Source organism: Rhodococcus sp. UNC23MFCrub1.1 (assembly GCF_000686025.1).
GTDB lineage: Bacteria > Actinomycetota > Actinomycetes > Mycobacteriales > Mycobacteriaceae > Rhodococcoides.
Genome location: NZ_JMLQ01000001.1, coordinates 473,737 through 485,176, shown reverse-complemented (window position 1 = coordinate 485,176; position 11,440 = coordinate 473,737). Strand labels below are relative to the sequence as shown.

Annotated in this window: 14 protein-coding genes and 1 tRNA gene; 12 read left to right on the top strand and 3 right to left on the bottom strand. The window is 68.4% G+C overall.

The window, feature by feature from the left end:
* Nucleotides 1–46: 46 nt before the first annotated feature.
* Nucleotides 47–889, bottom strand: a complete 843-nt coding sequence (efeU, locus tag BR07_RS0102365; protein WP_081821100.1) for an iron uptake transporter permease EfeU — start codon at nucleotides 887–889, stop codon at nucleotides 47–49.
* A gap of 207 nt (nucleotides 890–1,096) precedes the next feature.
* Here efeU and BR07_RS0102360 point away from each other — a divergent pair, with 207 nt between their 5' ends.
* From BR07_RS0102360 to BR07_RS0102340, 5 genes are all read left to right on the top strand, one after another.
* Nucleotides 1,097–1,852 (top strand): lytic transglycosylase domain-containing protein, encoded by a 756-nt coding sequence (locus BR07_RS0102360; protein WP_027504062.1) that lies wholly within the window; start codon nucleotides 1,097–1,099, stop codon nucleotides 1,850–1,852.
* A gap of 240 nt (nucleotides 1,853–2,092) precedes the next feature.
* The gene (gene eno / locus BR07_RS0102355) at nucleotides 2,093–3,388 is read left to right on the top strand and encodes a phosphopyruvate hydratase (RefSeq protein ID WP_027504061.1); all 1,296 of its coding nucleotides are present in this window, start codon (nucleotides 2,093–2,095) and stop codon (nucleotides 3,386–3,388) included.
* Nucleotides 3,389–3,396: 8 nt separating this feature from the next.
* Nucleotides 3,397–3,978 (top strand): FtsB family cell division protein, encoded by a 582-nt coding sequence (locus BR07_RS22970; protein ID WP_037183939.1) that lies wholly within the window; start codon nucleotides 3,397–3,399, stop codon nucleotides 3,976–3,978.
* A 48-nt stretch (nucleotides 3,979–4,026) separates the two neighbouring features.
* Entirely contained in the window at nucleotides 4,027–4,542 is a 516-nt protein-coding gene (locus BR07_RS0102345; protein ID WP_027504060.1) for a DUF501 domain-containing protein, read from the top strand.
* Entirely contained in the window at nucleotides 4,539–5,486 is a 948-nt protein-coding gene (locus BR07_RS0102340; protein ID WP_027504059.1) for a Ppx/GppA phosphatase family protein, read from the top strand. The genes BR07_RS0102345 and BR07_RS0102340 overlap by 4 nt, the downstream gene beginning before the upstream one ends.
* On the opposite strand, the gene BR07_RS0102335 is transcribed toward BR07_RS0102340, so the two are convergent.
* The gene (locus tag BR07_RS0102335) at nucleotides 5,487–5,831 is read right to left on the bottom strand and encodes an MmcQ/YjbR family DNA-binding protein (RefSeq protein WP_027504058.1); all 345 of its coding nucleotides are present in this window, start codon (nucleotides 5,829–5,831) and stop codon (nucleotides 5,487–5,489) included.
* Between the two features lie 146 nt (nucleotides 5,832–5,977).
* Here BR07_RS0102335 and BR07_RS0102330 point away from each other — a divergent pair, with 146 nt between their 5' ends.
* The 7 genes from BR07_RS0102330 (at nucleotide 5,978) to BR07_RS22960 (ending at nucleotide 10,630) form a co-directional block, all read left to right on the top strand.
* Complete coding sequence (locus BR07_RS0102330) at nucleotides 5,978–7,411, top strand: short-chain fatty acid transporter (protein ID WP_027504057.1); 1,434 nt, start codon at nucleotides 5,978–5,980, stop codon at nucleotides 7,409–7,411.
* 42 nt (nucleotides 7,412–7,453) lie between these two features.
* On the top strand, nucleotides 7,454–8,293 hold the full coding sequence (locus BR07_RS0102325) for a sulfurtransferase (protein WP_231476129.1): 840 nt from the start codon (nucleotides 7,454–7,456) through the stop codon (nucleotides 8,291–8,293).
* Between the two features lie 29 nt (nucleotides 8,294–8,322).
* Nucleotides 8,323–8,396: transfer RNA gene (locus BR07_RS0102320), tRNA-Leu, on the top strand.
* A gap of 199 nt (nucleotides 8,397–8,595) precedes the next feature.
* Nucleotides 8,596–8,793, top strand: coding sequence for a hypothetical protein (locus BR07_RS0102315; protein ID WP_155956904.1), 198 nt, complete (start codon nucleotides 8,596–8,598; stop codon nucleotides 8,791–8,793).
* Nucleotides 8,790–9,041 (top strand): hypothetical protein, encoded by a 252-nt coding sequence (locus BR07_RS0102310; protein ID WP_027504054.1) that lies wholly within the window; start codon nucleotides 8,790–8,792, stop codon nucleotides 9,039–9,041. The genes BR07_RS0102315 and BR07_RS0102310 overlap by 4 nt, the downstream gene beginning before the upstream one ends.
* Nucleotides 9,042–9,058: 17 nt before the next feature.
* The gene (locus BR07_RS22965; RefSeq protein ID WP_051612952.1) at nucleotides 9,059–9,889 is read left to right on the top strand and encodes a GAF and ANTAR domain-containing protein; all 831 of its coding nucleotides are present in this window, start codon (nucleotides 9,059–9,061) and stop codon (nucleotides 9,887–9,889) included.
* A 60-nt stretch (nucleotides 9,890–9,949) separates the two neighbouring features.
* Nucleotides 9,950–10,630 carry a haloacid dehalogenase type II gene (locus BR07_RS22960; protein ID WP_051613056.1) on the top strand — a complete coding sequence of 227 codons (681 nt, stop codon included), beginning with the start codon at nucleotides 9,950–9,952 and terminating at the stop codon, nucleotides 10,628–10,630.
* Nucleotides 10,631–10,768: 138 nt separating this feature from the next.
* On the opposite strand, the gene BR07_RS27530 is transcribed toward BR07_RS22960, so the two are convergent.
* Nucleotides 10,769–11,437 carry a VOC family protein gene (locus BR07_RS27530; protein ID WP_231476127.1) on the bottom strand — a complete coding sequence of 223 codons (669 nt, stop codon included), beginning with the start codon at nucleotides 11,435–11,437 and terminating at the stop codon, nucleotides 10,769–10,771.
* Between the last annotated feature and the right edge of the window lie 3 nt (nucleotides 11,438–11,440).

The window sequence follows — 11,440 nt, the reverse complement described above, 5'->3', positions numbered from 1 at the left end:
GGAGCGGGAAGGCCGGAGGTTCTTGGAGCAGGGAGTTGTGTAGAGGTCAGGACGCGGCGGGTTGTGGCTGCGGTGCGGTGACTCGTGGCACGGCCTTCGGCCGCCGGAGGAACAGGGGCAGGACGACGACGAGGTAGAGCACCCAGGCCGCGACCTGCAGAACGGTGGGCTCGGGGCGGAAGTTGAAGATGCCGGCGACGACGGTGCCGTACCAACTGCCCGCGTCCCAGGTGTCGCTGATGTCGAACGCGGTCGCGCTGCCGCCGGGGAGGATTCCGCCGATCTGCAGAGCGCGCAGTCCGTACGCCAGGATTCCGGCGGCGACGAACACGAGGAAGACGCCCGTCCAGCGGAAGAACCGGGCGAAGTCGATGCGCACTGCTCCGAAGTACAGGAGGACGGTGAGGAATGCAGCGACGGCGATTCCGGCCAGCAGACCCAGCAGCGGCCAGGAACTGCCGTTGGTGTTCTCCGCGTAGCCGACCATGAGGAGCGCCGTCTCGATTCCTTCGCGCCCGACCGCCAGAAAGGCGAGCGATGTGACGGCCACCGGCCCGACGTCGAGCGCGCGGGCCATGCCGGCCTTCAACGTGCCGGAGATGGAGGCGGCGGCCGACCGCATCCACAACACCATGCCGGTGACGATCGCGACGGCGATCAGCGAGGCGATGCCGGCGATGATCTCGGCGGTGAGGCCCGTGACCGTCGAGGTGCCGAGGTGGATGACGGCGAACACGACGGCGACCATGCCCACGGCGGCCGAGACACCCGTCCACACCCACTTCAGCGCGTCGCGGCGGTCGGACTTCACGAGGAACGCGACCAGGATCATCACGACGATGCCGGTCTCGAGTCCCTCCCGCACCCCGATCAGTCCGCTGCCGACCATCTGCGTCACGACGGACGGCGCGGACGCGACGACGGCGACTGTGGACACGGCGGGATCTCCCGGGTTCGAGTGGAGTGGGGCGTCTTAGGCAAGGCGACCCTCATACGAAAGGTGAACATACACCGGCTTCGGGGTGCGAAACAGCCGCCGACCAGGACTTTTGAAGACCTTTACCCTTCTATTACTTTGACTCGGGATGATGGAGGCATGCTCCCACCGCGCTCTCGGCGCCTCCGCGTCGTCGCGGCTGCGCTCGCCACGGCCGCCGTCGTCTCCGGCTGCGGCGCCCTCGATCTGGATCCGGGCAGACCCGCGGTGGAGATCCCGGAGGGAATCCCGCCGGGGCCCGGAGCGCCCCTGCCGCCGATCGACGTGGACGCGCCCGGTCGCTCGGCCGACCTGCTCGCCGGCTGGGCGGAACCGCTGGTCGACCCCACCGGAATCGGCCGCACCGCGCTCGAGGCCTACGGCCACGCGGCCGCGGTCATGGCCCGCTCGTCACCAGGGTGCGGTCTGGCTTGGACCACTCTCGCCGGGATCGGCCGTATCGAGAGTCGTCACGGCACCTTCGGTGGATCGTCCGTCGGTCCCGACGGCACCGCGACCCCGCCCATCCGCGGAGTGCCCCTCGACGGCACCGCCGGCAACGCGGAGATCGCCGACACCGACGGCGGAGAACTGGACGGCGACACCGTCTTCGACCGCGCCATGGGACCGATGCAGTTCATCCCCGAGACCTGGCGCAAGTGGGGCGTGGACGCGAACGGGGACGGCCGCGCCGACCCCGACAACCTCGACGACGCCGCGCTCACCGCGGGGCGTTACCTCTGCGCCCGTGGGGGAGACCTCACCACAGCGGAGGGATGGCAGGCCGCCCTCATGGCCTACAACCTGTCGGGGGTCTACCTGAGGGACGTCCGCGACGCGGCCTCCGCCTACTCCGTCGGTGCCCGGCCGTCCTGACGTCGACCTCCTCCGGCCTGCCCGCCTGACTACCGACCGGCCTCCGGCCTGCCCGCCTGATCACCGACCGGCCTCCGGCCTGCCCGCCTGATCACCGACCAGCCTCCGGCCTGCCCGCCTGCGCGTCGAATATCGAGCGCGGCGGCTGCGGCGGCTAGTCTGTCTTCGAGCCGCGCCCGACCACGGGTGACCGGTTCGCGCCCGAAGCTGTGTGTTCAACGCCTGACTAGGAGTTCATTCGTGGCCATCATCGAACAGGTCGGAGCTCGCGAGATCCTCGACTCACGTGGCAACCCCACGGTCGAGGTCGAGGTCGCGCTCGACGACGGCACGCTGACCCGTGCAGCGGTGCCCTCGGGCGCCTCCACCGGTGAGCACGAGGCCGTCGAGCTCCGCGACGGCGGCGATCGCTACGGCGGCAAGGGTGTCGAGAAGGCTGTCAACGCCGTGCTCGACGAGATCGCTCCGGCCGTCATCGGCCTCGACGCCATCGAGCAGCGCACGGTCGACCAGGCACTGCTCGACCTCGACGGCACCGCCGACAAGTCGCGCCTCGGCGCGAACGCCCTGCTCGGTGTCTCGCTCGCCGTGGCCAAGGGTGCCGCGGAGTCCGCCGGACTGGAGCTCTTCCGTTACCTGGGTGGACCCAACGCCCACATCCTGCCGGTGCCGATGATGAACATCATCAACGGTGGCGCCCACGCCGACAGCGGCGTCGACGTGCAGGAATTCATGATCGCCCCCATCGGTGCGCCGACCTTCAAGGAGGCCCTGCGCTGGGGCGCCGAGGTCTACCACGCACTGAAGTCGGTCCTCAAGGCCAAGGGCCTGTCGACCGGGCTCGGCGACGAGGGCGGTTTCGCCCCCGACCTCGCGGGCACCAAGGCCGCACTCGACCTCATCTCGGAGGCCGTCGGCAAGACCGGCCTCACGCTGGGCTCCGACATCGCTCTCGCGCTCGATGTCGCCGCCACCGAGTTTTTCACCGCCGGGACGGGATACGCCTTCGAGGGCAACACCCGCACCGCGGAGGAGATGTCGGCGTTCTACGCGGACCTGCTGAACCAGTACCCGCTCGTCTCCATCGAGGATCCGCTCGACGAGAACGACTGGGACGGCTGGGTCGCCCTCACCGACAGCATCGGTGACCGGGTCCAGATCGTCGGCGACGATCTGTTCGTCACCAACCCGGAGCGCCTCGAGGAGGGCATCGTCAAGGGAGCCGCCAACGCTCTCCTGGTGAAGGTCAACCAGATCGGCACGCTGACCGAGACCCTCGACGCCGTCGATCTCGCGCACCGCAGTGGCTACCGCACGATGATGAGCCACCGCAGCGGCGAGACCGAGGACACCACCATCGCCGATCTCGCCGTCGCCGTGGGCAGCGGACAGATCAAGACCGGTGCCCCGGCTCGCAGCGAGCGTGTCGCCAAGTACAACCAGCTGCTGCGCATCGAGGAGGCACTCGGCGACGCCGCGCGCTACTCGGGCGAGCTGGCGTTCCCGCGGCTCGACTTCACCTCGAAGGACAGCTGAGCTCACCGATGGCGGACCGGGACTCTCGACGCAGTGCGGCACGGCCGGGTGGCCGTTCGCCGCGCCGTGACGCGCGTCCCGGTCGATCCACGCGCCGCGACGGGTCCGGGGCCTCGCAGCCCCGGACCGTCGCCGGCGCGGTCAACGACGTCGTCACCGAGGGTGCCGCACTGGTCGGTCGGCGCGGACGCCGCCGCGGCGGCGAGAAGAAGGAACGCACGTTCCTCGGCCTGTCCACGGGCAAGGCCGTCGTCCTCGCCGTGGTGATCTGCGCTCTCGCCCTGACTCTCGCAGTTCCGTTGCGGACGTACATCTCCCAGCGCGGGGACGCCGCCCAGGTGGCCGCCGAGCGAGTGGCGCTCGAACAGCGCGTGGCCGAGCTCCAGATCCGCAAGGACCAGACCGACGATCCGGCCTACATCACCGCACAGGCACGCGAGCGCCTCGGTTACGTCATGCCCGGCGAGACCCCCTATCAAGTCCAGTTGCCCGGCGCGCGTGCACGATCGGACATCGAGAACGATCCGCCGCCGCCCCCGCCCGGACCCTGGTACAGCGACCTGTGGTCCACGGCGACCAGCCCACGGTGACGCCTCGGCGCACGCCGATCCACCCGATCCGGAAATGAGTCAGACCCAGTGAGCGACGTGTCGCGCGAAGACCTCGACGCCGTGTCCGCCCAGCTCGGACGAGAGCCGCGCGGCGTGCTCGAGATCGCCTACCGCACCCCGGACGGCCGTCCCGCCGTCGTCAGGACGGCGCCGAAGCTGCCCGACGGAACGCCGTTCCCCACCCTCTTCTACCTCACGGATCCGCGTCTGACGGCCGAGGCGAGCCGCCAGGAATCCGCCGGTGTCATGCGCGAGATGACCGAGCGGCTGCAGCAGGACGAGGAGCTCGCGGCGGCCTACCTGCGTGCCCACGAGGCGTATCTGGCCGAGCGCAACGAGATCGAGTCGCTCGGAACCGATTTCACCGGCGGCGGGATGCCGGACCGGGTCAAGTGTCTGCATGTGTTGATGGCGCACTCGCTGGCCAAGGGGCCGGGTGCCAATCCGCTGGGCGACGAGTCGGTGGCGCTGGCCGCCGAGGGGCCTCTGCGCGGCACGGCCCTGCCCGCGGACTGGCCCACCATCGAGGAGCTCCGAGCATGAGGGTCGCTGCGATCGACTGCGGCACCAATTCGATCCGTCTGCTCGTGGCCGACGTGGACGACGACGGTCTCCGAGACCTCGCGCGTGAGATGCGTGTGGTCCGGCTGGGGCAGGGTGTCGACGCGACCGGGTCGTTCGCACTCGAGGCGATCGACCGCACCGAGGCGGCGCTGCGGGAGTATGTCGACATCATCACCGCGCTGGGCGGTGTCGACGCGGTGCGCATGGTTGCGACGTCGGCCACGCGCGACGCCGACAATCGTGATCTGTTCTTCGACATGACGCGCCGGACACTCGCCTCCGTCGCGGACGGCGCAGTGGCCGAGGTCATCTCGGGAGACGAGGAGGCTCGTCTGTCGTTCGCCGGTGCGGTCGGCGATCTGGATCCGGACGAGGGGCCGTTCCTGGTGGTCGATCTCGGCGGCGGCTCCACCGAGCTGGTTCTCGGCGACGCCGACGGCGTACGCGCCGCCTACTCCGCCGACATCGGATGCGTTCGGCTCACCGAGCGGTGCCTGCGATCCGACCCGCCCACCGAGGCCGAGCGCAGGGCAGGGCAGGCCTTCACCTCGGAGCGCCTCCAGCCGGCGTTCGACGCGGTACCCGTGAAGGATGCGCGCACCTGGGTCGGGGTTGCCGGGACGATGACCACCCTCTCGGCCGTGGCACAGAATCTTCCCGCCTACGATCCGGACGCGATCCACCTGTCGCGCATCCCGTTCACCGATCTGCGCGACGTCTGTGATCGTCTGCTCGGCATGACGAGGGCGGACCGTGCCGTGCTCGGCCCGATGCACCCCGGTCGCGTCGACGTCATCGGCGGCGGATCCCTCGTCGCGGCCACACTCGCCGAGCACATCGGTGGCGAAGCCGGAATCGACACCCTGGTCGTGAGTGAGCACGACATTCTCGACGGGATCGCTCTCAGCCTCGCCGGGCGGTGATCACTCGGGCTTCGGGCCGAGCTTCCTGACAGTCACCGGAGCGCGGCACTCCCACGCCTCCTCGATCAGTTCACGGAGTTCGTCGACGTCCACTTCGGGCAATCGCACGAGCACCGACGCATGACCCTCGTAGTGATCTGTGGTGAAGAACGCTGCCGGGTTCGAGCTGATGAGGGCCTCGCGGTCCTCGACGCTCGGTCTGCGGAGGAGCAGAACATCGGGCATCTCGTGGACCCGTGCGAACAGTCGGTCCTTCACGCGGAAGCCGGGAGTGCCGTACGACGGCTTCTCCGTCACCTCGCGCAACGCGAGTGCGATACGCCTGACGTCGTCCTCTGTCGCCATGAACGAAGTGTGCCACCTGCGGTCCTGCATCGCCGCAGATCGAGGGTGCAGGGATGCCTCTTGCCATCGGGCGGGACCACGGGAAAGGTCGATCGAGGCCGTTGTGGTCCCCGACACACCGATCGCTCGACGACCAGGAGGTCACCATGGCAGTCCGCGACACCGACGCACCCGCGGAGAAGGGTCTGGCGCGAACGGCCCAGGCGCTGGCGCGAGGTACCGAGAAATGGTTCCCCGACGCCTACATCTTCGCGCTGGTCGGCGTGCTGGTGGTGGCGCTCGCCGCATTCGCGAACGGATCGTCGCCGCAGAACGTGGTCGACGCGTTCGGCAACGGCTTCTGGGACCTGACGGCGTTCACCCTGCAGATGGCCATGGTGGTACTCACCGGATACGTGGTGGCGACGTCACCACCCGTGGCGCGGCTCATCACGAGACTGGCCGCGCTGCCGAACAATCCACGCACGGCGGTCAGCTTCGTCGCGCTCATGTCGTGCTCGGTGTCGTTTCTGAACTGGGGTCTCAGCCTCGTCTTCGGTGGACTGCTCGCTCGTGCCATCGCCCGGCGACGCGATCTGAGCGTCGACTACCGCGCGCTCGGCGCCGCGGCGTTCATGGGCCTGGGTGCGGTGTGGGCACTGGGCATGTCGTCGTCCGCGGCGCAGCTCCAGGCCACCGCGAGCTCGCTCCCGCCGGCTCTGCTCCGGATCACCGGAGTCCTCGATTTCGGCACCACCATCTTCACGTGGCAGTCACTGGTCATGTGCGTGATCATCATCGTGCTGACCGTGATCATCGCGCACTTCTCCGCGCCCACCGGTGCGGCGATCAAGACCGCCGAGGCCTTGAAGGTCGACCTCGACGACACGATCTCCGAGCCGCCGACGCGCACCCGTCCGGGCGAGTGGCTCGAGTACAGCCGCATCCTGCCGATCCTCGCCGGGGCGATGACGCTGGGTTGGCTGGTGTCGCAACTGCTCTCGAAGCCCGTGCTGTCGGTGGTGAGCAGCCTCAACGGCTACTTGCTGGTGTTCCTGATGCTGGGACTCGTGCTGCACGGCACACCGCGGCGGTTCCTCGATGCCGTCGCCAAGGCCGTGCCCGCCACGGCGGGCATTCTGGTGCAGTTCCCGCTGTACGCCGCGATGGCCGCGATTCTGACCACATCCGAAGGGCGGGGCGGAGTCACGGTGTCCGAGCACCTGGCCACGTTCTTCACCGAGGTCGGCGGTGGCGGAGCCTTCGCTGTGGTCATCGCCGTCTACACCGTGATCCTGGGACTCTTCGTCCCGTCGGGCGGAGGCAAGTGGTTGGTCGAGGCGCCGTACGTCATGCAGTCCGCCACCGACGTGCAGATGAACCTCGGCTGGACCGTGCAGATCTACAACGTGGCCGAGGCGCTGCCCAACCTGATCAACCCGTTCTTCATGCTGCCGTTGCTCGCCGTCCTGGGTCTTCGGGCGCGCGATCTCATCGGATTCACGTTCCTGCAGTTCCTCTTCCACTTCCCGGTGGTGCTGCTGCTCGTCTGGCTGCTCGGGACGACGTTCACCTTCGAGCCGCCCGTGATCCCTGCCTGACCGAGCGGTGCGCGCGGCACACCGAGTCGTACTCTGATCGCCATGTCGGAGATCCTGGTGACCGTGTCGGAGTTGTCCGCAGCGCTGACGTCGCCGCGTCCGCCCGTGCTGCTCGACGTGAGATGGGCACTCGGTGATCCCGACAACCACCAGCACTATCTCGACGCGCACATCCCTGGCGCCGTGTTCGTCGACCTGGGCTCGGAACTCGCCGGTCACGGGGAGCCCACCGAAGGGCGGCACCCCTTGCCCCGACTCGACGATCTGCAGATGTATGCGCGGCAGTGGGGCATCGACGCCGAATCGTCCGTCGTCGTTTACGACGCCACCGGCAACATGGCTGCGGCTCGGGCGTGGTGGCTGCTGCGCTGGGCGGGCGTCGAGACCGTGCGCATGCTCGACGGTGGACTCGGCGCGTGGCAGGCGGCCGAACTACCCATGCGGTCGGGCGAGGAGAGGGCGCCGCGAGCTGGGGACGTGACGCTGTCCGAGGGCCATCTGCCGACGGTGACGGCAGACGAGGCCGCGACATTCCCCGGCCGTCTTCTGGACGCACGTGCGGGGGAGCGGTACCTCGGCGAGGTCGAGCCCGTCGATCCCCGTGCCGGCCACATTCCGGGCGCTCTCAGTGCGCCGACGTCGGACAACGTGACCGTCGACGGGACCTTCGCTGCGCCTGCTGTCCTGCGAGATCGGTTCACGACCATGGGTATTCGACCCGGTGACGAGGTGGCCGTCTACTGCGGTTCCGGTGTGACCGCGGCGCACGAGATCGCAGCGCTCGCACTCGCCGGTATCGATGCGGCCTTGTTCCCGGGATCCTGGTCCGCGTGGTCGTCGGATCCCGCGCGACCGGTCGAGACGGGACCAGGCGTCTCCTGAACGGCCCACGATAAGCTGGCCTCGAGCAGGCCCCTATAGCCCAATTGGCAGAGGCAGAGGACTTAAAATCCTTGTGTTCCGGGTTCGAGTCCCGGTGGGGGCACCGACACCGTCCTTCCGTCCTCTCGGCACGTCACGTCGATACGCTCGTCGTGTTTACAAGAACTCCCTACGGGTATCGACCTGACCCAGCGCGGTCGACGCTCTGAGCCGCGCGCTCGTTCCCGGCCGGGCGACGGCCGGAGACCAGGCATCGGCCCGACTGTTCCACGACTCGTCCGGTGTCGGAAAGGGAGAACGCCATGGTGTCGAGAGCAGACGACATGGACCGGACGGCCGACGTCGACGACGTGGTGCCGATTATGCAGAGACGACGCGCTGCCGTACGAGAGAACGCCCCCGCAGAAGAGGTGTTCAGATTGATGGCACTCGAGCGACTGCTCGCCGAGCGTCGTCGAACGGGCGGCGGGCTGCCCGCGACGCTGAGCGATGCGTCATGACCGGGGACATCGGCGTCGAGGTGGACCAGGTGTTCGAGGCCCGGCCGTCACGGGGATCGATGTACATCCCGGTCGACCTCATCCCGTTGCTCAGCGCCCACTTCGCATCGCACCGCGACAGGTTGGTCGAGTGCGGTGACACCTGGCGCGCCGCGCGAGCGGAGCGAGTGCTCGACGAGTTGGCGAATGCCTTCACCGTGGGCGTGGCCCGATCGGACACCGGAGACGCGGCAACCGACGAGCCCTGAAAGGACTCGGTGATCTCATGCTCGAGAAGCACTGTGAGGACGACGCACGGCACATGGCTCGGAGCCCCTCGGATGCGGCTCTGACCTCCGTCGCCGAGGTGGTCGGGAAGATGACCTCGTTCCTCGAATCCATCGGAGACGTGGACGCGACGTTGGAGCAGATGTGCGACAACCTCGTCGACGCCGTACCCGGAGCCGACGCGGCAGGCGTGACAGTCATTCGACGGGGAAGACCGGTGACGATCGTGGTCACCGACGGGTGCGTCCGAGCTGTCGACCGTGCTCAGTACGACGCCGACGAGGGCCCGTGCCTGGAGGCCGCGGCGACCCGGACGCCGGTCCGTGTGACGAGCGGGGTTGCCGCGCAGAGGTATCCCGAGTTCTGGATACGGAACGCGGACACGGGAATGCGGAGCTTCCTGTCCACACCGGTGTCGGTGGGCGATGAGCGCTACGGGGCTCTCAACCTCTACAGCCGGAGCGATCACGGGTTCGAGTACGCGGACGCGGACACGTCGACGATCTGTGTCACCGTGGTGGAGTCGTTGCTCGCGATCGCCCGGCGAGTCGACGACGCCCAACGTCAGGTGGACGGTCTTCGAGCGGCGCTCGAGTCACGCGCGGTCATCGATCAGTGCAAGGGCATCGTCATGGTTGTCCTCGACATCACGGACGATCAGGCTTTCGCACTGATCAGGTGGCGGTCGCAGGAGACGAATACTTCAGTTCGGCTGTTGTGCAGACAGATCCTCGCCGATCTCAGTGCTGAACCACTGGGAGAGGGACTCGAGTCCACTGTGGGAACCGTCCTCATGACCGCGCACACCCGGGTGGCGGCGGGCGGGTGACAGTCGGCGACACGGATGGGCTCGGGGTTGGCGTCTCCCCGCGTCGGGTACGCCGGTGGCATGGCAGAACCCGTTGCTCCTGATGTCATCGTGTTCGATGTGGTCGGCACACTCGCCGATCTCGACATCGTCCGCGACAGGTTCATCTCGGTGGCGCCGCCGTCGTCCTCGTTCGACGGATGGTTCGCGCACCTGTTGCGTGACGGCATGGCGCTGACCCTGTCCGGTGCGTACGAGCCTTTCGCCATCGTGGCATCGTCCGCTCTGCGGACGTACACCCGTGGGTTCGTCTCCGACGCCGACATCGAGCACGTCGTCGGAGGGTTCGCCGAGACGACACCGCACCCGGACGTCGTCGCGGCACTCGACGCCGCTGTCGCCAGTGGTGCGCGAGTGTTCACCCTGTCCAATGGAAGCGCGGACTCGACAGCAGGGTTCCTCGACCGGGCGGGTGTGTCCGATCGGGTCGAACGAGTGCTCAGCATCGACGACGTCCGCGCGTGGAAGCCGGCAGCGGCGCCGTACGAGCTGGCGGTGTCGAGCGCCGGAGTCACCGCGGACCGGTGCGCGATGGTGGCGGTGCACTCCTGGGATCTCCAGGGCGCAGGACGCGCGGGAATGCGCACCGGATGGTGCCGCCGCGAGGAGAAGGTGCCCAGTGCCGCCTTCGGCGAGGCCGACGTCTCGTCGCAGACGCTCGACGGTGTGGTGCGTGCACTGTTCGACTCGACCGACGAGTGAGCAGCCACTGCCAATCGACGACGAACAACGGCACGCCGGCCGCGCAGAGCGAATCCGGTGCACTGAACCGCGTACAGCGCGGACTGCTGCACCGGATTCCACCGCCCGATCGAGCGCTGGGCCACCGCGCCGGACTCGTCATCGGTCGGACCACACCATCGTCGTGATGCAGAACGGATGTCCGGCCGGATCGAGGAGAACAGCCCACCGAGAATCGACCTGTGACTCGGACTGTCGCGCGCCACAGGTTTCTGCGTACCGGACTGCACCGGCCAGGTCGTTGCCCGCGTCGATGTCCAGATGCACCACGGCGGTTCCGGGCCACTCGGGAGGTGTGTACTCCTCGACCTTCTGCGCCACCAGGACGAGCCCCTCATCGGTGCGCATCCCGGACTCCTGGTCGTCACCCCAGAGTCGACGACCACCGAGGAGGGCCAGATAGAACCGAACGAGTTCCTCCGGATCGGCGCAATCCAGAGAGATGCCTGCGGTGCGTAACGGCCCCCTCGTCGTCGGGGCGACGTCGCGCTCGCGCTCCACGACGTACCGCCGTTCGATGCCCGCCGTCCGTCCGCCCCACTCACTCGACGAGACTCGCTCCTGATGTCGTGCGAAGGCGGCGTCGTCGGTGAAGTACTCGTCCACCTGCCACACGAGGGGGTCGTCGCTCTGCTGGACGTCGAAGGACACGCAACCGGGCTCGGCCCGCGTCAGCTCGACATGGCGGGGCAGACACTCCGACACGACGGCCGACTCGGCATCGTCCCGACAGATCAGCTGACCGCTGAGGTGGACGTGCGGGCGCATGCG